Below are 24,745 nucleotides of genomic sequence, written 5' to 3'. Positions count from 1 at the left end.
CCATCACCCGCCATCGACGGCATCCTGAAGAGAAATTTCGTCTCCGGGCGTGAACGAACCTCACGAGTCCGGGAACAGAGCTCCGAAATCGAGCGGCGCTCTTCGAGCAACGTGGCGATGCCCCGGGGCGTGAGCCGCCGGTCCGCGACGGTGATTCGAGGGAGCCGGCACACGACCAGGAGCCCATCATGAACTTCCCACACCATCGCTTCGCTTCCCCGAGAACACCGGTCGCCCGCGCAGCAGCCACGCGCCTGCGAGGCGTGCTCTCGACGGTGCTCGTCTCGACGCTGCTCGGGTCTTCAGCCCTGCTCGCGGGTTGCTCCGACGGCAGCGGGGCGCCGGCGACGCCGGACGGCGCGAGCGGCGTGGGCGGCGGTGGCGCCGAGAGCGGTGCAGGTGGAGACGAGAGCGGCGGTGGCGGCGAAGTCGCCGGCAGCGGTGGAGACGGAGGCGGAGGAAACCCGTCAGGTGAGTGCACCGGCGATCCCACCCTCCACGCCAACACGGATCCCGACGACGTCGTGCAGCAGGGCGCGGACCGCCTGGTGCGCGACGACGAGTTCCCCGCCGTCCTGGTCGCGGTCGGTGACCGCGACGGGCAGACCCGTTACTACACCGCCGGCGTCGGCGACCTGGAGACCGGCGCGAGCGTGCCTGTCGACGGGCAGGTGCGCATCGGCAGCAACAGCAAGCCCTTCACCGCGGTGGTCGTCCTGCAGCTCGTCGGCGAGGGCAAGGTCGACCTCGACGCGCCGATCGAGACGTACCTGCCGGATCTCGTCCGTGGCGATGGCATCGACGGCCGCGAGATCACGGTGCGTCAGCTGCTGCAGCACACGAGCGGCCTGCCCGATTACGTCGGGCTGGCCCTGGGCGACGACGTCTTCGAGGTCCTGCACACCTACTTCCAGCCCCGCGCCCTGCTCGACCTGGCGCTGACGCAGCCGGGGAAGGCCGCTGGCGCCGAATGGGCGTACAGCAACACCAACTACATCGTCGCCGGCTTGATCGTCGAGAAGGTCACCGGCCGCCCTCTGGCCGAGGAGATCACCCGGCGGGTCATCGATCGCATCGGGCTGCGCAGCACCTATATCCCCGACGTCGGCGAGCAGGGCATCCGGGGGTGCCACCCGAAGGGCTATCACGCGGCGCTCGGTGAGCCGCTGCGCGACGTCACGGAGCTCGACCCGTCCCAGGCGGGCGCCGCCGGAAACATCGTCTCCACGCCGGGCGACGTGAACCGCTTCTTCACCGCCCTGCTCGGCGGCGAGCTCCTCGACGCGGCGCAGCTCGAGGAGATGCGCGCGACCGTCGACGCTTCCAGCATGTGGCCCGGCTACCGGTACGGGCTCGGCCTGAGCAGCAGCCCGCTGCGCTGCGGCGGCGTCCTCTGGGGTCACGGCGGCGACATCTTCGGCTACGAGACCAGCGGCGGCGTCACCGAGGACGGCCGCGCCGTCACCGTCGCCGTCACGGCGCTGCCCTCGGCCGTGCCGAGCGTCCACACCCGCGAGGAGGCCTACGCCGCGTACGCCAACGTCCTCGCGCTCTCCGACGCTGCGCTGTGCGAGTGATCCCCGGGCGCGCCCCCGCGCCGGTGGTCACGACCGCCGCGTCGGCACGATCCGGAGGATGAGTTCTTGCGACAGACTCGCAGGAGGCATGAACGAACCTCACGAGTCCGGGAACAGCGTTACGAGAACGAGGTGCGCTCTCCGATGAACGCGGCGATGCCGGGCGGCGCAAGCCGCCGGCTCGCGGCGGTGAACCGGGGGCGCCCGCACGCGACCAGGAGCCGATCATGAGATCTCTGCACCGTCATTTCACTTCTCCGAGAACCCGGGCTGCCAGCGCAGCAGAGGTGAGCTTGCGAAACGTCTTCTCGATGGTCCTCGTCTCGGCGCTGCTCGGATCCTCGGCCCTGCTCGCGGGCTGCTCCGACGCCGGTGGGACGCCGGAGAACACGGGCGGCGGTGCCGGTGTGGGTGGAGACGCCAGCAGCGGGGGCCAAGACGCCGGCAGCGGCGGCGAGGATTCCGGCAGCGGCGGCGAGGACGCCGGCAGCGGCGGCGAGGACGCCGGCAGCGGCGGCGAGGATTCCGGCAGCGGCGGCCAGGACGCCGGCAGCGGCGGCGGAGGTGATCCAGCGGGCGAGTGCACCGAGGGTTCCACGAGCGGCGCCAACACCGATCCCGACGATCCGGTGCAGCAAGGCGCCGATCATCTGGTGGGCGACCTCAAGTTCCCCGCCGTCCTGGTCGCCGTCGGAGATCGCGACGGGCAGACCCGTCACTACACCTCAGGTGTCGGCGATCTGGAGACCGAGGCGAAGGTGCCTGTCGACGGGCAACTGCGCATCGGCAGCAGCAGCAAGACCTTCACCGCCGTGGTCGTCCTGCAGCTCGTCGGCGAGGGCGATGTCGACCTCGACGCGCCGATCGAGACCTACCTGCCGGACCTCGTGCGCGGCGACGGCATCGACGGCCGCGAGATCACCGTGCGTCAGCTGCTGCAGCACACGAGCGGGCTGCCCGACTACGATGATGTGCTCCTGGCCGAGGGCGTCTTCAAGCTCCAGCACACCTACGTCGATCCCCACGCGCTGCTCGACATGGCGCTGGCGCAGCCGGGGAAGGCCCCCGGCAGCGAATGGGCATACAGCAACACCAACTACGTCCTCGCCGGCATGATCATCGAGAAGGTCACCGGCCGCCCTCTGAACGAGGAGATCACGCGCCGGATCATCGAGCGCATCGGGCTGCGCCACACCTACCTCCCCGGCGTCGGCGAGCAGGGCATCCGCGGGTGCCATCCAAAGGGCTATCACACGGACGTGCCCGGCGAGCCGCTGCAAGACATCACCGAGCTCGACCCGGGATGGGGATGGGCCGCCGGCCAGGTGATCGCGACCCCGAGCGACCTCAACCGCTTCTACACCGCCCTCTTCGGCGGCGAGCTCGTCGAGCCCGCGCAGCTAGAGGCGCTCCGCACCACGGTCGACGCCCCCGCCATGTGGCCCGGCGCCCGGTACGGGCTCGGCGTGATCAGCACCCCGCTGAGCTGCGGCGGCCTCGTCTGGGGCCACGGCGGCGACATCCCGGGCTACCACACCCGCGGCGGCGTCACCGAGGACGGCCGCGTCGTCACCGTGGCGATCACCGTTCTCCCGTACTTCGTGTTCGGCGAGGAGGGCGCCGAGCAGGCGTACATGGACGTCCTCGACCTCGTCGATACCGCCCTCTGCGAGTGACCGCCCGGGGGCGCTCGCGCACGCCGAGCGGCGGCGAGCCGGCGGGCGAGTCGATGCCGGCCGAGCCGTCCGCTCGACCGGCGCTCGCCCGCCTGCGAACCGTCGCGGCACGCGGCTTGCGACGCACGCGGGGTGGGGGACGCGGCCGCCTCTCATGGCGGGATCGTTCGACCCTGGAGCAGGGCAATGCTGGATGTCGCAGCCAGGGATATCTTCGTCATCAGCGATCTGCACATCGGTGACGGCGGCGCGCGCGACAACTTCGAGGCAGGCAAGAAGACGTCGCAGCTGCGTGCATTCCTCGACCACGTGGGCAGCGAAGGAGGCGAGCTCTTCATCCTCGGCGACCTCTTCGAGCTCTGGCAGATGAACCTCAGCCTCCTGTTCGTGAAGCGGCGAGCGCTCCTCGACCAGCTCGCCGCGCTGAGGCTCGTCTACGTGCCCGGCAACCATGACGTCGATCTCGTGCACTTCATCGAGACGGACCTCCTCAAGCACCCCTTCTTCGCGTGCATGCGCGCGCCGTTCACCCGAGAGCTCGGCGGCAAGCGGTTCCGCTTCTGCCACGGGCACGAGACCGATCCGTTCAACGCCGGGGACGAGCCTGGCTTCGGCCGCATGTTCTCCATCCTGGCCGGCGTCGCCGAGGACGAGAACGGCTCTCCTCTCCTCAAGGGCGGCGAGAGCGTGGAGGACGTCCTCGAGCAGTTCGGCGACTCGATACTGACGATCTGGAAACGCACCCTGGCGACGATGAGCCAGCGCGCGACCGAGGGGGACCCGTCCCCCCCCGGGGCATTGACGCCGGCGCAGAACCCGGACCGGCTCGGCGAGCACGTGGTCGGGGTCCGCGCGGAGCTCGACACGGGCGCCTACGACGTGGCTGTCCTCGGGCACACCCACAAGGCAGGCGCTATCGGTGACTGGTATTTCAACAGCGGTTCATGGGCCGGGCCTCTCAACTCGTTCCTTCGCATCTCTCCGGACGGACATGTCCGCTATCTGGAGTGGAAAGACGGTCGCGCCGTCGAGCGCGGGATGCCCCTCGTGCTCCCGGACGCGAAGCCCGATCGCGCACGTCCGGCGACGAAGAGCCCGGTCGCCGCGGCCCTCTCCGCCGCGAGGACGATCTTTCCGAAGCCGACGCGCCCGGAGCGCTCCCGGTGGATCCTCATCGCGCAAGGCGCCCTCGCGCTCTCGGTGGGCGCCGGCGCGCTGACGATCTCCGTCGGTCAGGGTTCCTCCGCGGGGTGGCGCCTGCTCGTCCTGGCCTTCGCTGCCTACGCGCTCGCCGATGGCGCCCTGTCGCTCGTCGGCGCGTTGCGGGAGCCGCCCATCCGACGCCTCCTCTCCCGCGTGCGCGGCGTGGCGAGCCTCCTTCTGGGCCTCGTCGTGCTTCGTCGCGGTTACGTGGTCGAGATGTTCGTGGTCCTCGTGGGGTTCTTTGCGTTCATCTCCGGCGCGCTGCGCGTCGCGGCGTCGATCGTGCTCAAGGGAATGGTGGAGTCGAAGTGGCTCTTCGTCGTGGGCGCTGGCTCGACGCTCGCCGGCCTCGTCCTGCTGCTCTTGCCCGCGTCGGCGGTGCCTCTCAAGTTCGTGCTGGCCGGCTATCTCTGTTACTACGGGGCAGGGGAGCTCCTGGCAGGCGTCTTCGGGCAGCGGCTGCCCAGGGCGGCGGGCGTCCGTCCCTCCTCATGAGGCCGCTCCCGCGCCGCCGGACAACGCTCCTTCCTGCCCGCGCGTAGAAACACCCCCTCTCCGGGCGTCCTTGATCTACGCTCCTGCGCGTCTGGCAGTCCGGCGGCCGATCGCGCGGGGAGGCGTTCTCGCGGCGCGACCAGGGTGCCGGGCGCTCTCGCGGCGCGCCTCCTCGCTCTCGCTGGCCTCCCGGCCGCCCCGCGCGCATCGCAGGTCAAGGGCCCCTCGGAGCTCCAGCCATGAAGATCTCCCTTCCGATCCCGCCGTCCCGCCGCGCCCCGCTCGCCGCCCTCGCCGCGGGCGCCGCCCTCGCCGCGGGCGCCGCCTGCTCGGCTCCGCACCCGCCTCTGCCGCCCGAGCCGCCGCCGGTCGCTCCCCCTGCGCCCACGCCCACCCAGGCCGCGCCCCAGGCCCCGCGCTTCGATCAGATCCCCCGGATCGAGCTCAACCGCATCGCCGTGGAGCTCGATCTCCCGCTGTTCTGGATCGCCGATCGCAACGGCTCGGGCGCCGTCGACCCCGACGAGGTCTCCGCCCTCTGGCGCCACACCCCGGCGCCGGCCTGGGTCGCCTCCGGGGCCTTCACCCCGGCGTTCACGTCGGCGTATGCCGCGATGACCAAGGTCAAGGCCGAGGGCCACCTGCGCGCTGGCCTCGACGAGGCCGAGGTGCGCCGCCGCGATGCCGTCCTCGCGGAGCTCGCGGCCGGCCGCCCCTCGCTCCTCCGGTCCGACTTCCGCGGCGCGCCGGCCGAGGATCGCGCCATCGTCGGCCACCTGCTCAAGGTGGCCGAGCTCATCGAGCAGATCCACGCGAAGCAGCTCGGCTCCGCCGGCATGGCCGACAAGATCCCGGCCGACGACCCCGCCAGCCGGGCGTTGTTCTGGCGCAACCAGGGGCCCTGGTGCCAGCAACCCAGGACGCGCGACGATCCGAGCTGCAGCGCGCTGCCGAGCAGGCCGCCCCGCGTCACGGGCGTCTATCCGGCGCGCCTCCAGCAGGACAAGAAGTTCTGCGCCGCGCTCGAGGCGCGCCCGGATCAGAAGGCGCTCCTCTCTCCCTTCACCGTGGTGGTCGAGGAGCGCGGCGCCCTCAAGGCCGTGCCTTACAGCGAGGCCTACAAGCCCGAGATGGAGGCGGTGAGCCGGGAGCTCAAGGCGGCAGCCGAGGCGATCCAGAGCCCGAGCGAGGCCGCCTTCAAGGCCTACCTGCTCGCGGCGTCGCAGGCGTTCCTCGACAACCGCTGGGAGGCCGCGGACGAGCCCTGGGCGAAGATGAACGCCGAGAACTCCGCGTGGTACCTGCGCGTGGGGCCGGACGAGACCTACTGGGAGCCGTGCAGCCGCAAGGCCGGCTTCCACGTGAGCTTCGCGCGGATCAACCAGGAGTCGCTGACCTGGCAGAAGAAGCTCGATCCGGTGAAGTCCGACATGGAGGCCGCCTTCGCGGGCCTCGCGGGCGCGCCGTACAGGGCGCGCAAGGTCGCTTTCCACCTGCCCGACTTCATCGACGTCCTCCTGAACGCCGGCGAGTCGCGCGCCGCGACCGGCGGGACATCGGGGCAGAGCCTGCCGAACTGGGGACCTGTCGCGACCGAAGGCCGCGGCCGCACCGTGGTCATGGTGAACCTCCTCCAGGACGACGACAGCCGCGCCGCGCTCCGGGAGGCCGCCGCGTCGCTCCTCTGCAAGACCACGATGGAGAGCGTCTCCCTCGAGCGCCCCGTGGCCGCGCTCGGGACGGTGCTGCACGAGGCGGCCCACAACCTGGGCCCGGCGCAGGGCTACAAGGTGCAGGGCAAGACCGACGACGAGCTCTTCGGCGGGCCGCTCGCCGTGATGCTCGAGGAGCTCAAGGCCCAGACCGGCGCGCTCTTCTTCACCGGCTGGCTCGCGCAGAAGGGCGTCCTCGACCCGGCGCTCGCCCGCATGTCCGAGGTGAGGGACGTGATCTGGGCGCTCGGGCAGGCGGGGCAGGGCATGTACACAGCGGGCGGCGAGGCGCGTCCTTACGGCCAGCTCGCCGCGATCCAGCTCGGCAGCCTGCTCGACGCAGGAGCGATCGGCTTCTACCGCGGCGAGACCGCGGCGAACGGCGCGGACAAGGGGTGCTTCTCGATCCAGTCGGACAAGATGCCCGCCGCGGCGGAGGCGCTCGCGAGGACGGTGCTCGGGATCAAGGCGCGCGGCGACAAGGCCGGCGCGCTGCGCCTCCGCGAGACGTACGTCGAGAAGGCCGGCGCCTGGAAGGCGCTCCGCGGCGTGATCGAGGAGCGCATGCAGCGCATGCCGCTCGGCAGCGTCGTCTACGCGATCGAGCTGTAGCGGGTCGTCCCCCTGGGCTGCGCGCTGGCATCCATGCCGAGCCGCGCGCTGCCTGCCGCGCGCTCAGCGGACCGCAGCCCTGACCAGCCGCAGCAGATCGTCGAGATCGACGGGCTTGCGGACGATCCAGAGCGCTCCCTCCTTCATGCAGCGCGCGGCGGCCGTGTCGGAGGCGTGCGCCGTCACCACGATGACCGGCAGGTTCGGGTGGAGCCGCTTCAGGGCGGCCAGGGTCTCATCGCCGCCCATGCCTGGCATCCGCAGGTCGGTGATCACCAGATCGAACGGCTCGCCCTGGACCTGCTCGACCGCCGCTTCGCCGGTCGCTGCGGTGGCGACCTCGTACCCTTCGAAGGACAGGAACGTATCCAGCGTCTCTCGGATGTCTGGCTCATCGTCGATCACCAGGACCCGCGGCCTGTTGCCCTGGGGCTCGCTCAGCTGGTTGTTCACGGCGTGTCCCCGTCGCGGCCTTGCACGTGAGATGCGGGCAGCCACATGCGGATCGTCGTCCCCGCGCCGAGCTCGCTCTCGACGCGGATGTCGCCGCCGTTTTCCTGGATGAACCGATGCGTCAGCGAGAGCCCGAGGCCGGTCCCCTTTCCCGGCGGCTTGGTGGTGAAGAAGGGCTCGAAGAGGCGGTCCAGGTGTTCGGGGCGGATACCAGAGCCGGTGTCGTGCACCTCGATCTGCACGCCCTCGATGTCCCTGTAGCGGAGGGGGTGAGCCTCGACCTCGACGGTGCCGCCGCGCGGGGTCGCGTCGATCGCATTGCCGATCACGTTGAGCAAGGCGGAGTCCAGCTGCGCCGGATTCACGAGCACGGTGGGCAGCGGCGCCGCGGTGGAGCTGTTCACCTTGAGGTGGACGGCGCGCCCGCGCGCCCGCGGCGTGGAGAGCTCGTACGCGCGGCGGAGCGCGGTGGACATGTCGCACGTCTCCCGGCCGATCGTCTTGCCGCGCGAGTAATCGAGCAGCGCTCGCGTGAGGTCGGAGCAGCGGTGGGCCTGCTGCTCGATGGTGCGCAGGACCTTGAGCAGCAGGCGCTCATCGGGCATCCCATGGCCGTCGCGCTGCCGCTTGAGGACGAGCTGGGCGTTCATCAGGATGATGGCGACCGGGTTGTTCAGCTCGTGCGACAGCCCCGCGACCAGGGTCCCGATCGCCGCCATCTTGCCGGCCTGGACGAGCTCTTCCTGCGTCTCCGAGAGCCTCTTCAGGGCCGTCGCGAGCTCGATGTTCTTCGCCTCGAGCTCCTGGTAGGCGCGGTGCAGGCGCTCGGCCGCGCGGACCCGCGCCTTGAGCTCCAGCGGATCGAACGGCTTGACCAGGTAGTCATCGGCGCCGACCTCCAGCCCCCCCACCGTTTCGGCGCGGCTCGCCTTGGCCGTCAGGAGGATGATCGGGATAGAGCGGAGGCCGGGCTCCCGCTTGAGCCGCCGGACCAGCTCGAAGCCGTCCATTTCCGGCATCATCACGTCCGATACGATGACGTCGGGCCGGCTCGCCTTGACCGCTTCGAGCGCCTCGCGGCCGTTGGTCGCCAGCGCGATCTCGTACTCGGCCAGCAAGATGTCCTCGATGTAGGACCGCATGTCCGGGTTGTCTTCCACCACGAGCAGGCGCGGCGCGGGCTCGGTCCGCCGCACCCCGGCGCCGCTCGCGCCCATGGCGCGCAGCTCGGGCTGGGCGAAATCGCCCGCGCCGGCGCGCGTTCCATTCGCGCTCGTCCCCACCGGCGAGCCGAGGGGCGGCGGCGCGATCCGAGGGGCCGCAGCGCGCGGCAGCCGCACGAAGAAGCGAGAGCCAACGCCGGGCTCGCTCTCCACGCCGAGGGTGCCGCCCATCAGCTCCGTGAGCTCTTTGACCAGCGACAGCCCGATCCCGGTCCCCTCGTGCTTGCGCGTCATCGACGCGTCGATCTGCTGAAACCTCTGGAACAAGAGGTGCATCTTGTCCGACGGGATGCCCGGACCGGTGTCCTCGACGCAGAGCTCGACTACGCCGTCGCGCGGCCGCAATCCGACCGTGACCCGACCGCCCGGCGGGGTGAACTTGAGCGCGTTGCCCAGCAGGTTGAGCGCGATCTTCTCGAATTTGCGCCGATCGAGGGGGACCGTGCCCAGCGCGGGGTCGACCTCTAGCGCGAGCTGCAGGAGGCCCCGCTCCGCCGCTGGCCGAGCTTCTTCCACCAGGTCGGCGACGAGCGTCGTCACGTCGACCGCCTCCCAGTCGAGCAGCATCTTGCCGGCCTCGATCTTCTGGTAGTCGAGCACGTCGTCGACAAGCCGGTGCAGCCGCCGCCCGCTGCGCTGAATGCGCTCCAGGTGCGTCCGCACCTTCGGCGACAGCGGCTCGTCCGGGCTCGACAGCAGCGACTCGAGCGGCCCGAGGATCAGCGACAGCGGCGTCCGCAGCTCGTGGCTCATCATCGTGAGGAACTCTCCCTTGGCGCGGGCAGCGGCGTCCGCGGCCTCCTTGGCCTTGTGCAGGTCGAGCTCCATCTGCTTGCGCTCGGTGATGTCGGCGTAGATCCCGAGCAGCCCCGTCACCTCGCCGCTCTCGTCGCGGATGGGCACCTTGCTGGTGAGCAGGACCCGCCGCTGGCCGTCCGGGCGGAGCAGGGGCTCCTCGATGTCGAGCATCGGGACGCCCCGCTCCATGACCTCGCGGTCGATCTTCACGAAAGCGGCCGCGTCCTCCCCCGTGCCCCAGACGTCGAAATCGGTCTTGCCCAGCAGGTTCTCCAGGACCCTTGTGTGGGTGTCGTTGAGGAAGTTCTGGTTTCCTCCGAGAAACCGGCCCTGGCGATCTTTCCAGAAGATCGCGTGCGGGACATTGGCGATGACGTATTTCAGCACCGCTTGTTGCTGGTCGAGCGCGTCCAGCGCCCGCTGTCGTGCGGTGATATCGATGCACGTGGCGAGGGCGCCAGTGACCTTGCCGGCCGGGTCCCGCAGCGGGATGTAGCGAGCCTCCAGCCAGCCTTCCGGCATCTGCCCGACGGTCGTCACCGCTCGTCCCTCGAGGGCATGGCGCGCGTTCTCGGTGACGCACGGGTAGGCGGCGAACACGTGGAACACCGAGCGGCCCACGCGCTCGCCAGGCTTCAGCCCCAGGGCCTCGAGCCCGCGCCCCTCGAAGAGGGTGATGATCCCGCGCTCGTCGAAGGAGAAGAGCGCGAGCGGCGCATGGGTGAGCACCGTGCGCAGCCGCGCCTGGGCATCCACCGGCGTCGGGGCCCGGGAGCTCGGTCCACGGGCGGCGCGCGTTCGGGGGGGGTCGAGATGGCCGACCTCGGCGGGTTGGCGGCAACGGTACGACATGATTTTGTGGGGCCACCAACATAAGGCCGGCACCAGGGACGTTGAAGCTCCACACCGCCAGAAAACCGGCCGCGGGGCAGGCGCCATCCGTCGCGTTTCCTCCATGATTTCCATCGTGTAGGGCTACCGACGGGATGGATCTCATCCGCCGCGCCGCGCTCGCACCGTCGTGCTACAGGCCCGAGCCGGTGATCGCCGTCTCCGCGCTGCTCTTGCCGGCGGCACGCGCCGATCGGCTCGCCCGGAGGACGGCGTGACCTCGGCGCAGCTCCATGAGACGGCCTCGCCCGCGGGCGAGGCGGCGAGCGCGCGCGGCCGGCGCCGCGCCCTCGGCCTGCTCGCCCTCCTCGGCCTGCCGGCGCTCGGCCTCGGGGAGTTCGTGGCGCACGTGTACTTCAGCGAGAGCGCTCCGGATTTCGACGCCTGGCGCGAGGTGGGGGCGCCCCTCGCGGCGATGAAGCAGCCGGGGGACCTCGTGGTCGTCGCGCCCGGATGGGCCGATCCGGCCGCGCGCCGCGCGCTCGGGGACGAGCTGATGCCTTTGCGCGACGCCGCCCGGCCCGACGAGAGCCGCTACGCGGCCGCGGTCGAGATCAGCGTCCTCGGCCAGCGCGCCGAGGAGCTCGCGGGCTTCCGCGAGGAGGCGCGGCAGGAGCGCGGCCCCTTCGTGCTCCGGCGCCTCGTGAACCCGTCGCCCGCGCGCGTCGCCTACGACTTCGTCGACAACGTCGCGCCGGCGTCGGCCGACGTGCGCGTCACGGTTCCTCCGGCCGCGTGCCGCTGGAACCCGCGCGCGCGGATCGCCGCCGGCGGGCTCGGCGGGAACCCGACGTTCCCCGCCGAGCGCTTCGAGTGCCCCGGCGGCCCGTTCTTCAACGTGGGCGTCACGGTGATCGCGGACGAGGAGTTCCGCCCTCGCCGGTGCATCTGGTCCCACCCGCCGAGGGACGGCGAGATCGTCACGCGCTTCCGCGGCGTCCCGCTCGGCTCGGTGATCCGAGGGCACGCGGGCATGTACTGGATCATCGAGCGGGAGCGGCGGGGCGCGCCGGTCACGCTGTCCGTGCGCGTGAACGGCGAGACCGTGGGCGAGGCGACGCACGCCGACGGCGACGGGTGGGCGGCGTTCGAGTTCCCGCTCGCCGCCCACGCGGGCGCGGCCGGGGCCGAGGTGGAGTTCGCCGTGAGATCCGCCGACTTCACGCACCGCCACTACTGCTTCGAGGCGGACACCCGATGAAGCGCTCGGCGCCCCTCGCGCCCGCCGACGGCCTGATCGCGCTCGCGTTCGCGGCGGCGTACGTCGCCCTGCTGCTCGCGACCGCGGGTGATCTCGGCTACGCGCGCGACGAGGGCTTCTACTTCTTCGCCGCGGACCGCTACGGCGCGTGGTTCCAGGCGCTCCTCGAGGCGCCGCGCGCGGCGCTCGATCCGCACCGCGTCGACGCCGCCTGGTCGGTGAACCACGAGCACCCCGGCCTCATCAAGTCGCTCTTCGCGCTCTCCAACCTCGTCCTGCACAAGCGGCTCGGGCTCTTCGCCATGGAGGGCACGAGCTACAGGTTCCCCGCGATGGTCCTGTCGGGCGTGGGGGTGGCGCTCGTGTACCTCTGGGGCACACAGGCGCGCGATCGGCTCGCCGGCGCGTCCGCGGCCGTGCTCTTCGCGATGCTGCCGCGGTACTTCTACCAGGCGCACCTCGCGTGCTTCGACGCGCCGATCGTGACCGTCTGGGCGCTGTGCGCCTACGCCTACTGGCGCTCGCTGCGGGACGGCGGGGCGCTGTGGCCCGTGCTCACCGGGGTCGCCTTCGGCCTGGCGCTCGACACGAAGCACAACTCCTGGTTCTTGCCGATCGTCTGCGTCTCGCACGCCGTCGGCATGGAGCTCAGGGACCGGATCGTCGCGCGCGTGATCGCGGCGAGGGCGGCGCCCGCCGCCGCCGCCGCGGCGTCGCCTGCGCGGCCCGGAGGCGCCCGGCGACCTCTGGCCGCGCTCGCCGCGATGGCGACGATCGGCCCTCTCGTCTTCTACGCGCTCTGGCCGTGGATCTGGCGCGACACGCTCCCGCGCCTCCGCGAGTACGCGTCGTTTCACCTGAACCACGAGTACTACAACATGGAGTTCCTCGGCCGGAACTACTGGACGCCTCCGATGCCGAGGGCCTACGCGCCCGTGATGACGGCGGCGACGGTCCCCGTCGTGACGCTGGTCCTCTTCGTCGCCGGGCTCTGCGCGGCGGCGCGCGAGCGCCTCCTCTATCCGCTCGCGTGCGCGGCGGCGCGGCTCGCCCCGGGAGGCGGGCGGCTCGCGCTCGCCGCGGAGCGGGCGCTCGCCGCGCGGCTGCGTCCGCCCGCGGACGACCCTGGCGGCACGGCGCTCCTCTGGTTCCTCGCCATCGCCGCGGTGTACGGCGCCTGGCTCTCCCCGAGCACGCCGATCTTCGGCGGCACGAAGCACTGGATGACGGCCTACCCGTTCATCGCCCTGTTCGCCGGCGCCGCGTTCTCCGGCGCCGTGCGGCGCGCGCGCGTCGGTCTACGCGCGCTGCTGCTTTCCCGGCGCGCGCGCGGACCCCGCGCGCGCGCCGGCGCGAACACCGCGCGCGCGGCCGCGCTCCCACGCGGCCCGCTGGTCCCGGCGCTGCTCGGGGCGGCGGTGGTCGCGGCGCCCATCGCCGAGACGCTGCACGCGCACCCGTGGGCGCTCTCGAGCTACACGCCGCTGGTCGGCGGCGCGCCGGGCGCGGCGAACCTCGGGCTGAACCGCACCTTCTGGGGGTACACCACGGGCGCGGTCGTCGCGTACCTCAACGAGCACGTCCCGCCTCGAGGGACTGTGTACATCCACGACACCGCTGGCCCGGCGTGGGAGATGTTGCTGCGCGACGGGCGCCTGCGAGAGGACATCCGCGGCGTGGGGGCGGTCGCGGGCGCGGACTTCGCCCTCTACCACCACGAGAAGCACATGCTGGGGCAGGCGTACCAGGCGTGGGTCGCGTTCGGGACCACGAGCCCGGATCACATCGCCGGACCCGATGGCGTCCCGGTGATCCTGGTCTACCGCAACCGCGCCCGCTGAGCGCGATCAGCGCTTCTTCGCCGCCGCCTTCTTGGCGGGCGCCTTCGCCGCCTTCTTGGCGGGCGCCTTCGCCGCCTTTTTGGCGGGCGCCTTCGCCGCCTTCTTCACGGAGGCCGGCGCCGCGGCCTTCCCGGTCGCCGCCTTCTCTGCCGGCGCGCTCGCCTTCTTGGTCGCGGCCGCCGGCTTCTTCGCCGGCTCCTTCTTCGCGCCTCGGACCGCCACGGCCCTGGGCTTGCTCGCCGCGGGTTGCTCCGTCGCCGGCTCGGCCGGCTTGCGGGGCTTCTCACGCGGAGCGGCCTTCTTGGAGGGCGCCTCCTCGAGGTCCTCGTCCTCCTCTTCGTCGAGGTCCTCGTCCTCCTCCTCGTCGAGGTCCTCGTCCTCGTCGTCGAGGTCCTCGCCCTCGTCCTCCTCGTCGAGGTCCTCGTCCTCCCCTTCGTCGAGGTCTTCGTCCTCCTCGTCGAGGTCTTCGTCCTCCTCGTCGAGGTCTTCGTCCGCCACCGCCACCGGAGCAGGCTCGCGGCGTCGTGACGGCGGGGCGTCGTTGCGCAGGGGAGCGGCGGCCGGCTTCCGGGCAACGTCGAGCTCGTCGAGCGGGTCGCCGAGCACCACCGCGATCTCACGCTTGAAGTCGGTCATGTGGCTGTCGACCTCGAGCGCATCCTGCTCGGACAGCGGCGTGAGCTTGAGCTTGAGGACCCGATCGCCCGCGAGCTCCCACGACGCGGCGCAGCCGCCCTCGCGCAGCATCCTCGAAGCGATGGAGTCGATCCGCTGGCGCAGACCGCCGCGCGCCCCGGCCTCGATCTTGCGCTGCAGCTCGAAGCGGCGCTCCATCATCGGGAGCGTCACCACCTTCGCCTCGACGAGATCGGAGAGCTCGTCGGCCACCGCCTCCTCGATCTCGAGCCGCGCGTCGGGGTCGCTGCTCTCGAGCGAGAATATCGCCTCGCGGAGCTCGGGATCGTAGCCCGTCAGCTTGCCGCCGGCGCTCTGGGCCGCGCGCGTCAGCGACTCGTGCAGCACCTGCGCCGGCGCGCGCTTGCCGACCGTCGAGGCGACGTACCCGAGCGTGTCCAGGCGCACGTGCACAGGGCCGTCGTCCTCGAGGGCGAGCTCGGGCCGCGGCCCGAGCAGCGCGTCGCGCATCACGCGGAACACGTCCCGCTTGATCACGTTGTCCTCGGTGAAGATGTCCTCGACGTGCTCGGACTCCATCAACGTGCTCGTGAGGCTCGCCACGAGCTCCTCGACCTGGTCGTCGATCTCGTCGGTGCCGAACGTGGTGGTGGGCTCTCCGTCGACGAGGGCCCACGGCTCGAGCCGAGGCGTGATGGCCGCGATGTCCGCAGCCATCTTGTCCTCCAGCTCGCGCGCGAGCGCCGTCGCGCCGCCCCTGGCCACGAGGATGTGCCCGTGCGCCTTCAACGCGTCAACGATGCTCGTGGAAAGTCGGCGGGAGAGATTGCGCTCGTTCACGAGGCGCGCAGCTTACACGGTTTGCGCGGCCTGGCGATATTTGAAGACCGCGGATCGGCCGTACTCAGGGGTCGTTCTCGATCACCTTGATCAGCACGCCGCCGATGCGCGCCGGGATGACCGCGCGCGCTGCGTCGGCTCCTCCGGACCGGATGCTGACGCGGACGATGAAGCCGACCCCGTCCTCCCGCTCGACCCCGATGCCGACACACCACGGCTCGCCGCTGATCTTGGCCTTGAGCTCGTCCTTGGCCCGCCGGGCCGATCCCACGTCGCTCATCTCGTTCACCTCTCCTGACTGGGAGCGCGGTCTGGCAACCTCTCGCGCTCACTCGCTGGTTCCGACCGCCAAGACCTGCCACGTCGCGGGCGCGTCGGCGACGCCCGCGGCGCCCGCCTCAGAGGTGCCTGCGCGCGATCTCGGCCCACGTGCCGGTCGGCTCGATCTCGAGGTACCTGCGCCAGCACGGGCGCGCCTTCGTCGGATCGCCGATCTGCTCGTAGGCCATCGCGAGGTTGTAATAGGCGTCCGCGAAGCGCGGATCGCTCGCGATCGCGCCCTGAAAATAGCGGATGGCGTCGGCCGCCTGGCCGCGCTCGAGCATCACGTAGCCGAGGTTGTACTGCGCCTCCGGCTGGGCCGCGTCGAGATCGAGCGCCTTCATGTAGAGCGCCTCCGCCTGCTCCTCGGCGTTGCGCCGGAAGCAGATGTTGCCGAGGTTCGTGTAGGCGATGGCCAGCCACGGGTCGATCTCGAGCGCGCGGCGGTAGAGCGCCTCGGCCTCGTCCATCGTCGCCGGATCCTCATCGAGCTGGCTGGCCTGCATGTAGAGCTCGTAGGCCGTGCGCGCGCGCTCCCGACCCACCTTCGGGCGGAGCACCCGCACGACGTCGTCGCGCAGCTCCTTCACCTCGAAGTCGAGCACCATCTGCCCCGTGAGCGGCTCGAACGCGCCCGACGCGCCCCGGACCACGACCGCCTTGCCGTCGAAGGCGACGCGGAGCTCGGCGAGGGGGCGCGTCACCTTGGGGAGCGCGGTCCGGATGTTGTCGATCGCCCGCGCGACGTCGCGCAGGCGCACCTTGCGGGCGATCAGGTCGCGCGCGGCGCGCAGCGCGATCAGGTCGGAGAAGGTGTACGCGCGCCGCCCCCGCCGCCGGCCGCTCGGCGCCGCGATGCCGGCGCGATCGAGCGAGCGCAGTCGCCCGGGCGAGATGCCGAGCAGCCGCGCGACCTCGGTGCCGGTGAACATGTCGGTGACCGGCTCGCGGGCGCCCGGCGCAGGGAGCGGCGCCTCCGTCGCGCCCGCCTGCGGCGCGGGCGGGGGCTGCGACACCCGCCCCCCACCAGGGCCGAACACGACGTGGATCACCTTGTCGGAATTTCCGGAGGCGGAACGGTCCTTGTTGCTCATCGCAGCGTCACCGGCTCCGCGCCGACGATCGGCGGAGGCAGAGCGCGTCGTGGGGAGCGTACCCCGCCTCGCGCCGGAGTGCTCCCGTTCTCCACGTGGACACGCGCGTCAAGGGGGCGCGGCCCGCGGTCGCGGTCTCGTCGGGAAGGTCCTTGCATCGCCATCACGCGCGCGCCGTCCTGTCCGTCGTTATCAGCACGCGCGCCGTGACGTCCACGGTCAGCGCGAACGAGACCGCCGCGGCGCGCGGCGCGAAGCCGCAGCGGATCTCGGCCTGCATCGGCCCGAGCGGGCCCCCCGCGCGCGCGGCGGCCTCTCGGTGCGCCACGCGGAGCGCCCGCAGCCTCAGGTGAGGGTCGAGCGCGAGCGCCCGATCGAGCAGCGCCGCCAGCGGCGCGTCCGGCGGCAGCGCGACGTGCACGCTGGTCGACCCGTAGTAGACGAGCGCGCCCCCCTCGTCGCGGGTGCTGCCCTCGCTCAGCACGTCGGCGCTGTCGAACAGCGCGTGGAGGGGCCCCGTCGAGCAGGTCACGAGCTCGATGTGCCTCCGCTGGAGGAGCGGTGGACGCTGGACCTTCGCCAGACCGGGACCGGGTAGACGCTCGCTGCGCGACATGGCGATCGCGATCGTGGCACCGCTGCGCGCTGCGTCCCAAAAGCGCGCGGAGATTCGCACAAAGTTGCTGCGGCACCTGATTTCGTGCGGGACGCCGGGGGCCGCGCGGCCGCGACGAATTTGGCCACGCGCGGCGCGCCTTGCCACGATGCGTGCCGCGCCGAAGGGCGCGAAGGAGCGAGCATGGACTACACCGGCACGGAGCGCCGCAAGCACCGGGTCTTCATCACCCGCAACACGGAGTATCACGTCCGCGACGACATCTGCGTCGCGGTCCGCGATCGGGCCGCGCGCAAGTTCAGGCCGGCCCACCTCGCGCTGCACCTGAAGCTCCAGGGCGCGGTTCGGATCAACCCGAACGGCGTCGTGATCCCGGAGCCGCAGAACGCGCGCGTCGGCAGCCCCATCTATTTCACCCAGATGGATCACGACGGGATGGAGCGGCAGATCGTGACGAGCCGCGTGGAGGCGATCGAGCGGCCCGAGAAGGCCACGGTGCTCCAGTACCCCTCGTGACACAGCGGAGCGCCCGGCCGCGCGGCGCGGGCGCTCGTCGTCGAGCGCGCCGGGCGTGGCGTGTCCGCTCAGCCGAGCGTGCAGAAGCCTTCGTAGTCGATGTAGCTCGTGATGGTCGGCGACTCGCCGCAGACGGGGCAGTTCTTGTCGCGGCGCAGCTTGAGCTCGCCGAACTTCATCCGCAGCGAGTCGTACGTGAGGAGCCGGCCGATGAGGGGCGCCCCCTTGCCGAGGATCAGCTTCACCGCCTCGGTCGCCTGGATCATGCCGATCGTCCCCGGCAGGATCCCGAGCACGCCCGCCTCCTGGCAGCTCGGCGCGAGGTGGGCGGGCGGCGGCTCGGGGTAGAGGCACCGGTAGCAGGGGCCGACGCCCGGCATGAACGTCGTCACCTGGCCCTCGAAGCGGAAGATCGAGCCGTGCACGACCGGCTTCTTCTTGAAGACCGAGGCGTCGTTCACGAGGTAGCGCGTCGGGAAATTGTCGCACCCGTCGACGATGATGTCGAACTGGTCGAAGATGCGGTCGACGTTGCCGCTGTCGACGCGCTCCTGGAACTTCACGACCTTCACGTCGGGGTTCAGGTCGCGGATCGCGATCTCGGCGCTGTCGACCTTGGGCTTGCCCACGCGCGAGGTCGCGTGGAGGATCTGCCGCTGGAGGTTCGAGTTGTCGACGACGTCGGCGTCGACGAGGCCGAGCGTCCCCACGCCGGCGGCGGCCAGGTAGAGGGCCGCCGGGCTGCCGAGGCCGCCGGCGCCCAGCAGGAGCACCTTGGAGGCGAGCAGCTTGGCCTGCCCCGCCTCGCCGACCTCGGGCAGGAGCAGGTGCCGGGAGTACCGATCCCGCTGCGCGTCCGTGAGGTTGGGCGGCATCTCGACCGGGTAGGCCATGTCCTTCCAGCGGGAGAAGCCCGGGTTGGCGCTCTCCACGTTGGTGTAGCCGAGCTCCTGGAGCGTCTTCGCGGCGAGCGCCGAGCGCGTGCCGCCGGCGCAATAGGCCACGATGTGGGCCGACTTGTCCGGCAGCTTCTGCTCGACTTGGATCTCCAGAAAGCCTCGCGGGATCGAGATCGCGCCCGGGATGAAGCCGGCGCGGTACTCCTCCTTCTCACGCACATCCAGGAGCACCATCGGGACCTTGTCGTCGAGGCGGCGCTTGAGCTCAGTCAGCGAGAGCTCGCGGATGGACTTGCGGACGTCGGAGATGAGGTCGCTATAGGTCGTAGGCATCGTGGCTCCTCAGGGATGGAGAGACTTAGGTGCCCGGCGCTACGAGTCAACGACGGACGGCCGGCGGTCGAGAATTGTGGCCACGCGGGCAGAGCGAGCGCCGCGCCGGCAGACGCGAGGCGCGTCGGATCGGTCTGCCGGCGCGGCGCAGCCGGCCGCTCGGCTGCGGCGGGAGGGCTGGGCTCCGCCAGGGCGGCGCTAGCGGCTGCGGGGCAAGAGATCGGGCCGCGATCGGAGCGAGGCGAGGGGCTCCTCCTTCTGCATGCCGCCCTCGCACTGGATGCGCGCGACGCGGCCTGCGGGCGGCACGTCGATGATCGTCGCCGGCTCGTTCTCCGACTTGCAGAGCGCGAGCACCTTGGTGCCCGGGGCGAGGCGCCCGCTGCGGAGCTGCTTGCGCGACAGCTTGATCTCGGCGTCGTCGGCGAGCCGCCGGACGGTGATGTCGGCTCCCTGGACGTCGCTCACCACGCCGAGCTCGAGCGTCGGCTGCTTCTCCCGGAGCGGGCCCCACACGCGCTCGCCCTTCAGCTGGTCGTTCGGCGGCAGCCAGTCGACGGTCGGCTCCTGGGCGAGGCGCGCCAGCGGCACCCACCCGATCGCGACGTCGAACGCCGCGGTGACCACGGTCGTGCCGGGGTCGACCTCGGTCACAAGCGCGCGATCCTTGGTCTGGCCGATGACCCACACGGGCGTCGAGGGCAGGAGGCTGCGCGTCGGCTCGCCGTCGCTGTCCGACGCCGGCGAGACAGCGACGGTGCCGTGAGACCAGCGCTTTTCCGGCTTCTTCATGGGCTTCATCCGGACCGTCCGCGCCTCGACCCACGCCGCGAGGGCGGCGCGCTTCCGCGCGAGCAGCTCGGGCAGCGCGCCGCTCCCTGGCAGCTCGGCCCCGTCGGGCGCGAGCGCCTCCCAGCGCAGGAGCGCGATGGTGGCGTCGAGCTGTTCGAGCGTGGCTGCCGCGTCCTGGGTGCCGAGCGCCCTGCCGGCGAGCTCGGCCAGCCGTGGCGCCGCGGCCGCGCGGACCCGCCCGAGGATCGCGCGCCCTTGCTCCTCGGAGGTGTCTCCCCGCTTCACGGCGGCGTCGAGCTTCTCGACCACGCTCGCCCAGCGTCCGGCCGAGACGTCCGCCTCGACCTGACCATACAGGACCTCGGCGATGGTGGCGTCGAGCTCCGCCGTGAGCCGGTCCGTGGCGGCGTCGCCGACGACCGCCCTCGTCGGCGGGGCCGCGAGGAACGCGCGCGCCTCCGCGAGCTTGCCCGCGATGGTCGCGTCGTCGACCTTCCTGCTCGCGCACGCCGCGGCCTGCGACGCCACGAGCCGCCGGACCTCGTGGGTGAACGCCTCGCTCTTCAGCTCGTCGATCCGCGCCGACAGCTTGTGGAACGCGGCCTCGCACTCCTTCTTGTCGAGCAGATCGGCGGCGTCGTCGGCCCAGACCTTCGCCTCGCGCCTGTCGACCTTCTCGCGCAGCTCGCCGATCTGGTACCGGTGCGAGTCGACGCCGAGCCCGCTCGCCTTGTCGAGCAGCCCGCGGGCGTCTGCGTACCGCTTGTCGGACAGCGCGCGGCTCGCCTCGTCGACGCGGCGCTGGCTCTCCGCGATGCGCGCCATCTCCGCCGTGACGGCGGGCTTCGGCGCCGGTCGCGCGGCCGGCTCGGCGGCGCAGCCCGCGGCGACGGGGATCGCGGCGAGGACGAGGGCGATGGAGACGGGATGACGGAGCAGCGGCCCTGCTGAGCGCATAGGGACAGGACTCTTCCACTTCCCCCGGAGGATCGTCAACACCGCCTCCGGCGGCGTTTCTTGACCCTCGTACGCCGAGGCCTTACGTGAGCTCCCCGTGAGCGACGACGATACGCGCGGGACGGGCGACCACGAGCCGGACGGCGGGGAGAGCGGCGGCGCGCGCGTCTTCAAGGCGCCGAAGATCACGATCAACCGCGTCTACACGCGGCAGGGGGACGGCGGGCTGACCCGGCTCGTCGGCGGGCAGCTCGTCCCGAAGGACGACGCGCGGATCGAGACCTACGGCACCGTCGACGAGCTCAACGCGCTCGTCGGCGCCGCGCGGCAGACGTTGATCGAGCTGCTCCCGGGGGCGCCGCGCGAGGGCGCCCAGCGCCTCGCGGAGCTCGGGCGCACGCTGCTCCGCGTCCAGCACGAGCTCTTCAACCTCGGGTCGATCCTCGCGACGCTCCCGGAGGACGTCCACCCGAAGCAGCCGCGCGTGACGCAGGCCGAGATCGATCTCCTCGAGGCCGAGATGGACCGCTGCCAGGCCGATCTGCCGCCGCTGCGCTCGTTCGTCCTCCCCGGCGGCTCGCGGCTCAACACGGACCTCCACGTGGCGCGGACGGTGTGCCGCCGGGCGGAGCGCTGCTGCGTGCGCCTCGCCCAGGCCGGCCACGCCGATCCGCACGCGGTCCGCTACCTGAACCGCCTGAGCGACGCCCTCTTCGTCTGGAGCCGCTGGGCGGCCGCGCTCCTCGGCACGCCGGAGCTCCTCTGGGAGCCCGACGCCTCGGCGAGCGGCGGCAAGGCGCCGCCCGCCTGAGCCGCGCCGCCCTGGCCGGCGTCACCGGGGCGCGCTCGTGGCCTTTCCGCCGCGGAGCAGGCGCGGGTGCTCTCCACCGGAGCGCGCCGTCGTCCTCGGCTCGCACGGCGCCGCCGCGTCGGCCGCCGTGAGGGCGGCGCGCGTGCGCTGCACCAGCCGCAGGCCCGCGGCGAGGCCGACGCCTGCCACGAGGGCGAGGCAGGCGATCGTGATCGGGAAGGGGAGGGCGCCGGTCAGCCGCGTGGTCGGCACGGCCGGACCGAAGACGAGCGCGGCGACGAGGTAGGCGAGCCGCTCGTGCCGGCGCATCAGCCCGTCGGGCAGCGAGATCCGGTAGGCGTCGGCCTTGGCGCGCGCGTAGCTCACGAGCGACGAGGCGACCATCGCGACGAGCGGGATCGAGAGCGCCGCGGGGTGCTCTCGGTAGAAGACGGCGAGGCCGATGAGCGGCGCGGCGTCGGACAGGCGGTCGAGGCACGAGTCGAGCACCGCGCCGGCGCGCGACGCCTTGCCGCCTTCGCGCGCCACCATGCCGTCGAGCGCGTCGAGGACGGCGCCGGCGATGAGCAGCGCGGCGCCGGACCGGAAGCGGCCGGCCGCGAGCAACGGCGCGCAGGCGAGCGACAGGCCGAGCGAGAGGTAGGTGAGCGCGTCCGGCGAGACGCCGAGGCGCGCGAGCGCGCGCGCGGGGGCGTGGAACGACCAGTAGAAGGCCTCGACCACCAGCCCGGGGAGCAGCGCGCTCCCAGGAGAGGCGCCGAGCCGCGGCATCGCGGGTCGGCCGCGGCGCGCGACGCGCACGGCGTAGGCGCCGAGCACGGCTGTGCAGATTAGGATCGCAAAGGCGCAGGGGAGGACGGCCACGCCGAGGGCGGTTGCAGGGTTCGATCCGGGGCCGCGGCGGCGACGCGGGCGCATCGCCGCGGGCGATCGGGCTGCGCCGCTGCGCGCGATGATCTCGCGCCGTCGGGGGCGGCCAGGCCGCACGGGCGGCGCGCGCCGCCCGTGCGGGCGGGATGCGGTGAACGGTCGCGGAGGATCGCGCCGCGTGGGCGGGCGGAGCTAAGGGCAACTGGCGCGCGAGAGCCGGATGCCCTGGTCTTGCTCCGTGTAGGCGATACCGAGCTCCTGGCCTGTCCAGGCCAGCGCCGGGTACCGCGCGGTCGCGCCGCCGCTCGCCTCGATCTCGTCGCCCATGGGCTCGAGGTCCCGGCTCAGCAGCGTGACGAAGACCCCCGGGGGACCGTCGCGGAACTGGTAGTACGCGACGGCAAGGCCGCGCCCTGTCCACGCGAGCGCCGGCCAGTTGGCGCTGCCTTCGCCGCGCGAGGCGATGGCCTCGGGCGACAGCTCGTCCTGCGCAGAGATCCGGAGCGCGCGGATCTGCTCCGCGCCGCTGCGGGTGTCCTCCCAGACGAGGAAGGCGTCGTCTCCGCCGAGCACGACGCGCGGCAGCTTCGCCGTGACGCCCTGGTGCGCGATCGGATCGAGCGGAGCGCTCTCCTGACCTGGCCTGGCGAAGTCGAGCGCGTCGCCCCGGGTCCAGACCACCGCGGTCTTCTCCCCGTCCGAGGCGACGGCCGGAAATTGCGCCTGATCCAGCGGCATCGAGCTGCTCAGCGCGCCGCCGTCGAGGTGGCCGAGCTGCGACCCGCCCGCGTCCATCCACGCGATGAGCGTCCCGTCCTGGCTCGCCGCCGCGGTGGGCCAGGACTCGGCCGCTCCGCTCCTGGCCAGATCGAAGGCCGCGCCCTCGGCGACGCCTTCCAGCGTCGCGCGGCGGCCGCGCACGACGCTGCCCGCGCCGTCCTGATCCTGCCAGAGGACGAGCAGGCCCTGCCCGTCGCGGTGAACGCTCGGGTGGCTGGAGACGCCAGGCCCGTCATCGATCACCTCCTCCCGCAGCTTGTTGCCCTCCGCGTCGACCGTGGCGAGGAGGATGTCGCCCTCGTCGGCTGCGCGCTCGTGCCACGCGATGGCGAAGCCCGATCCGGTCCACGCGATCGACGGCGTGATCCCGCGGCCGCTGCTCACCTTCAGGCCCTCGGCCGCGATCGTGCAGGCCGCGGCATGGCTCCCGGTCCCTCCGCCTCCCGCCGCTTGCCCTCCGCCTCCCGTGTCTGCTTGCCCGCCTCGCTCTCCGGAGCCGCAGCCCCATGACGCTGCGATGATCGCCGCGCTGATCGAGCCAAGAACCCAGTGCCTCATGGTTCCCCCGTCGTGCTGATGGGAGGCGCTCGGCGCGGCGCGCGCCGCGCGGAGATCGCGCCGAGTGCCTCGATTCACGGGTCCGGCGCGGCGACGTCCTCCGTCTCGGAGACGGCGAGGCGCGGATCGCCGTGCGGGACGACCGCTGTTTCTCTGTTCGATGTCCGGAGGGGCCGCGGGTCGCGGCCCAGCCCTGCGCTTCACGCAGATCACGCAGCGCGCGCCGCGCTTCGGGCCGCGAAGCGCCGTTCGCTCAGCGCGCCGCGGCTCCAGCGCCGTGCGCGCCTGCAGGCATTCTCCGATCGGCGCTGCCCTGACTGGATCGCGCGCCGCCCGCGCGGATCCGACCGGCGGCGCTACTCGTCGCCCTGCTGCGGCTGCAGCGCCTCGGCGACGGCCGCGAGCACGTCCTGCGCGGCGTCGAGCTTGCGTCGCGGCACCGACTTCAGCGCCTGCCGCACGGCCGCCTCCACCGTGCCGGTGCGGAGGCTGTCGAGCTCGCGTCCGCGCGCGGTGAGGCCCAGGAGCGCGCGGCGCCCGTCCTTCGGGTCGACCCGGCGCTCGATGATCCCGCGCTCTTGCAGCCGCTTCAGCACCCCCGTGAGGGTGCTCGGGTGCAGCTGCATGATCTCGGCGAGCTGCCCGGCGGAGATCCCCGGGTAGCGCCCGACGATGCGGATGACGAGCCGCTGCGGGCCCGTCACGCCCATCTTCGCCTCCATGCGCTTCGACGTCGACTGCAGGCCGTGATCGACGGCCCACAGGAGCTTCATGAAGTCGAGCACCTCGCCCAGCCGAGAGCTCTTCTCTGAAGGGGGTCCGGCTGGAGACGAGCGCATCGCCGATGCTTGCTAGCTCGCCCGGGCGCGGGCGGCTAGTGCTGGTCGCGGCGAGGGCCGTCGGCCCCGCGCAGGCGCGGGGCGCGGCGCCGGGGCAGATCGCCGAGGAATTCGGGCGGGAACATCGCGGGGCGCCGCGGGCGCGCCGGGGCGCGCCGGGAAGCGTGGCGATGTCGAGCAACCCACGGCGCCGCCGTTGTC

General features: G+C 72.3%; 21 protein-coding genes. 9 read left to right on the top strand and 12 right to left on the bottom strand.

The window, feature by feature from the left end; translation table 11 throughout:
• The first annotated feature begins 188 nt into the window (after nt 1–188).
• A complete protein-coding gene (locus tag WME95_RS21820; protein WP_437910391.1) occupies nt 189–1,577 on the top strand; it encodes a serine hydrolase domain-containing protein in 1,389 nt (462 codons plus the stop codon).
• Nucleotides 1,578–1,696: 119 nt separating this feature from the next.
• Here the strand turns inward: WME95_RS21820 and WME95_RS21815 are convergent, their stop codons facing one another.
• On the bottom strand, nt 1,697–1,819 hold the full coding sequence (locus WME95_RS21815) for a hypothetical protein (RefSeq protein ID WP_437911140.1): 123 nt from the start codon (nt 1,817–1,819) through the stop codon (nt 1,697–1,699).
• Here WME95_RS21815 and WME95_RS21810 point away from each other — a divergent pair.
• From WME95_RS21810 to WME95_RS21800, 3 genes are all read left to right on the top strand, one after another.
• On the top strand, nt 1,805–3,253 hold the full coding sequence (locus tag WME95_RS21810; RefSeq protein WP_437910390.1) for a serine hydrolase domain-containing protein: 1,449 nt from the start codon (nt 1,805–1,807) through the stop codon (nt 3,251–3,253). The two genes, WME95_RS21815 and WME95_RS21810, sit on opposite strands and share 15 nt — an antisense overlap.
• A gap of 186 nt (nt 3,254–3,439) precedes the next feature.
• The gene (locus WME95_RS21805; RefSeq protein WP_437910389.1) at nt 3,440–4,951 is read left to right on the top strand and encodes a metallophosphoesterase; all 1,512 of its coding nucleotides are present in this window, start codon (nt 3,440–3,442) and stop codon (nt 4,949–4,951) included.
• 239 nt (nt 4,952–5,190) lie between these two features.
• The gene (locus tag WME95_RS21800; protein ID WP_437910388.1) at nt 5,191–7,275 is read left to right on the top strand and encodes a hypothetical protein; all 2,085 of its coding nucleotides are present in this window, start codon (nt 5,191–5,193) and stop codon (nt 7,273–7,275) included.
• Between the two features lie 63 nt (nt 7,276–7,338).
• On the opposite strand, the gene WME95_RS21795 is transcribed toward WME95_RS21800, so the two are convergent.
• Complete coding sequence (locus tag WME95_RS21795) at nt 7,339–7,728, bottom strand: response regulator (protein ID WP_437554370.1); 390 nt, start codon at nt 7,726–7,728, stop codon at nt 7,339–7,341.
• Nucleotides 7,725–10,715 (bottom strand): ATP-binding protein, encoded by a 2,991-nt coding sequence (locus tag WME95_RS21790; RefSeq protein ID WP_437910387.1) that lies wholly within the window; start codon nt 10,713–10,715, stop codon nt 7,725–7,727. The genes WME95_RS21795 and WME95_RS21790 overlap by 4 nt, the downstream gene beginning before the upstream one ends.
• A gap of 20 nt (nt 10,716–10,735) precedes the next feature.
• Here WME95_RS21790 and WME95_RS21785 point away from each other — a divergent pair, with 20 nt between their 5' ends.
• From WME95_RS21785 to WME95_RS21775, 3 genes are read left to right on the top strand one after another with little or no spacing between them, the layout of a single operon-like run.
• Nucleotides 10,736–10,858 (top strand): hypothetical protein, encoded by a 123-nt coding sequence (locus tag WME95_RS21785; protein WP_437538562.1) that lies wholly within the window; start codon nt 10,736–10,738, stop codon nt 10,856–10,858.
• Complete coding sequence (locus WME95_RS21780) at nt 10,855–11,841, top strand: hypothetical protein (protein ID WP_437910386.1); 987 nt, start codon at nt 10,855–10,857, stop codon at nt 11,839–11,841. The genes WME95_RS21785 and WME95_RS21780 overlap by 4 nt, the downstream gene beginning before the upstream one ends.
• Nucleotides 11,838–13,682, top strand: a complete 1,845-nt coding sequence (locus WME95_RS21775; RefSeq protein ID WP_437910385.1) for an ArnT family glycosyltransferase — start codon at nt 11,838–11,840, stop codon at nt 13,680–13,682. The genes WME95_RS21780 and WME95_RS21775 overlap by 4 nt, the downstream gene beginning before the upstream one ends.
• A 6-nt stretch (nt 13,683–13,688) precedes the next feature.
• Here WME95_RS21775 and WME95_RS21770 read toward each other — a convergent pair whose 3' ends face one another.
• The 4 genes from WME95_RS21770 to WME95_RS21755 form a co-directional block, all read right to left on the bottom strand.
• Nucleotides 13,689–15,158 carry a hypothetical protein gene (locus WME95_RS21770; RefSeq protein WP_437910384.1) on the bottom strand — a complete coding sequence of 490 codons (1,470 nt, stop codon included), beginning with the start codon at nt 15,156–15,158 and terminating at the stop codon, nt 13,689–13,691.
• 64 nt (nt 15,159–15,222) lie between these two features.
• Complete coding sequence (locus WME95_RS21765; RefSeq protein ID WP_012236492.1) at nt 15,223–15,438, bottom strand: hypothetical protein; 216 nt, start codon at nt 15,436–15,438, stop codon at nt 15,223–15,225.
• A 118-nt stretch (nt 15,439–15,556) separates the two neighbouring features.
• Entirely contained in the window at nt 15,557–16,573 is a 1,017-nt protein-coding gene (locus WME95_RS21760; protein WP_437554358.1) for a tetratricopeptide repeat protein, read from the bottom strand.
• Between the two features lie 163 nt (nt 16,574–16,736).
• Nucleotides 16,737–17,189 carry a hypothetical protein gene (locus tag WME95_RS21755; RefSeq protein WP_437554356.1) on the bottom strand — a complete coding sequence of 151 codons (453 nt, stop codon included), beginning with the start codon at nt 17,187–17,189 and terminating at the stop codon, nt 16,737–16,739.
• A 183-nt stretch (nt 17,190–17,372) separates the two neighbouring features.
• Between WME95_RS21755 and WME95_RS21750 the strand changes: the two genes are divergently transcribed.
• Nucleotides 17,373–17,705, top strand: coding sequence for a hypothetical protein (locus WME95_RS21750; RefSeq protein WP_437554354.1), 333 nt, complete (start codon nt 17,373–17,375; stop codon nt 17,703–17,705).
• Nucleotides 17,706–17,773: 68 nt separating this feature from the next.
• On the opposite strand, the gene moeB is transcribed toward WME95_RS21750, so the two are convergent.
• Together moeB and WME95_RS21740 are read right to left on the bottom strand one after the other, a co-directional pair.
• On the bottom strand, nt 17,774–18,937 hold the full coding sequence (moeB, locus tag WME95_RS21745; protein WP_437554352.1) for a molybdopterin-synthase adenylyltransferase MoeB: 1,164 nt from the start codon (nt 18,935–18,937) through the stop codon (nt 17,774–17,776).
• Nucleotides 18,938–19,135: 198 nt separating this feature from the next.
• Nucleotides 19,136–20,686 (bottom strand): hypothetical protein, encoded by a 1,551-nt coding sequence (locus WME95_RS21740; RefSeq protein ID WP_437910383.1) that lies wholly within the window; start codon nt 20,684–20,686, stop codon nt 19,136–19,138.
• Between the two features lie 97 nt (nt 20,687–20,783).
• On the opposite strand from WME95_RS21740, the gene WME95_RS21735 reads away from it, so the two are divergent.
• Nucleotides 20,784–21,497: a cob(I)yrinic acid a,c-diamide adenosyltransferase gene (locus WME95_RS21735; RefSeq protein WP_437910382.1), complete on the top strand. Its 714-nt coding sequence runs from the start codon at nt 20,784–20,786 to the stop codon at nt 21,495–21,497.
• A gap of 21 nt (nt 21,498–21,518) precedes the next feature.
• Here the strand turns inward: WME95_RS21735 and WME95_RS21730 are convergent, their stop codons facing one another.
• The 3 genes from WME95_RS21730 to WME95_RS21720 all read right to left on the bottom strand — a co-directional run bounded on the left by WME95_RS21730 (nt 21,519) and on the right by WME95_RS21720 (nt 24,478).
• The gene (locus WME95_RS21730; RefSeq protein ID WP_437910381.1) at nt 21,519–22,316 is read right to left on the bottom strand and encodes a CDP-alcohol phosphatidyltransferase family protein; all 798 of its coding nucleotides are present in this window, start codon (nt 22,314–22,316) and stop codon (nt 21,519–21,521) included.
• Between the two features lie 243 nt (nt 22,317–22,559).
• Nucleotides 22,560–23,705, bottom strand: a complete 1,146-nt coding sequence (locus WME95_RS21725) for a hypothetical protein (protein ID WP_437910380.1) — start codon at nt 23,703–23,705, stop codon at nt 22,560–22,562.
• 356 nt (nt 23,706–24,061) lie between these two features.
• Entirely contained in the window at nt 24,062–24,478 is a 417-nt protein-coding gene (locus WME95_RS21720; protein WP_437910379.1) for a MarR family winged helix-turn-helix transcriptional regulator, read from the bottom strand.
• Nucleotides 24,479–24,745: the final 267 nt, after the last annotated feature.

The sequence above is a fragment of the Sorangium sp. So ce327 genome, assembly GCF_051530205.1.
GTDB classification, from domain to species: Bacteria; Myxococcota_A; Polyangia; order Polyangiales; family Polyangiaceae; genus Sorangium; species Sorangium cellulosum_B.
This window is presented reverse-complemented; position numbering and strand designations above follow the sequence as displayed.

Bases quoted from the DNA above. Each gene is read 5' to 3' on its own strand.
- WME95_RS21790 (WP_437910387.1), bottom strand. From the start codon at position 10,715: ATGGAAATCATGGAGGAAACGCGACGGATGGCGCCTGCCCCGCGGCCG.
- WME95_RS21785 (WP_437538562.1), top strand. From the start codon at position 10,736: ATGGATCTCATCCGCCGCGCCGCGCTCGCACCGTCGTGCTACAGGCCC.
- WME95_RS21775 (WP_437910385.1), top strand. From the start codon at position 11,838: ATGAAGCGCTCGGCGCCCCTCGCGCCCGCCGACGGCCTGATCGCGCTC.
- WME95_RS21820 (WP_437910391.1), top strand. From the start codon at position 189: ATGAACTTCCCACACCATCGCTTCGCTTCCCCGAGAACACCGGTCGCC.
- WME95_RS21760 (WP_437554358.1), bottom strand. From the start codon at position 16,573: ATGAGCAACAAGGACCGTTCCGCCTCCGGAAATTCCGACAAGGTGATC.
- WME95_RS21725 (WP_437910380.1), bottom strand. From the start codon at position 23,705: ATGAGGCACTGGGTTCTTGGCTCGATCAGCGCGGCGATCATCGCAGCG.
- WME95_RS21740 (WP_437910383.1), bottom strand. From the start codon at position 20,686: ATGCGCTCAGCAGGGCCGCTGCTCCGTCATCCCGTCTCCATCGCCCTC.
- WME95_RS21805 (WP_437910389.1), top strand. From the start codon at position 3,440: ATGCTGGATGTCGCAGCCAGGGATATCTTCGTCATCAGCGATCTGCAC.
- WME95_RS21720 (WP_437910379.1), bottom strand. From the start codon at position 24,478: ATGAAGCTCCTGTGGGCCGTCGATCACGGCCTGCAGTCGACGTCGAAG.
- WME95_RS21810 (WP_437910390.1), top strand. From the start codon at position 1,805: ATGAGATCTCTGCACCGTCATTTCACTTCTCCGAGAACCCGGGCTGCC.
- WME95_RS21755 (WP_437554356.1), bottom strand. From the start codon at position 17,189: ATGTCGCGCAGCGAGCGTCTACCCGGTCCCGGTCTGGCGAAGGTCCAG.
- WME95_RS21750 (WP_437554354.1), top strand. From the start codon at position 17,373: ATGGACTACACCGGCACGGAGCGCCGCAAGCACCGGGTCTTCATCACC.
- moeB (WP_437554352.1), bottom strand. From the start codon at position 18,937: ATGCCTACGACCTATAGCGACCTCATCTCCGACGTCCGCAAGTCCATC.
- WME95_RS21765 (WP_012236492.1), bottom strand. From the start codon at position 15,438: ATGAGCGACGTGGGATCGGCCCGGCGGGCCAAGGACGAGCTCAAGGCC.
- WME95_RS21800 (WP_437910388.1), top strand. From the start codon at position 5,191: ATGAAGATCTCCCTTCCGATCCCGCCGTCCCGCCGCGCCCCGCTCGCC.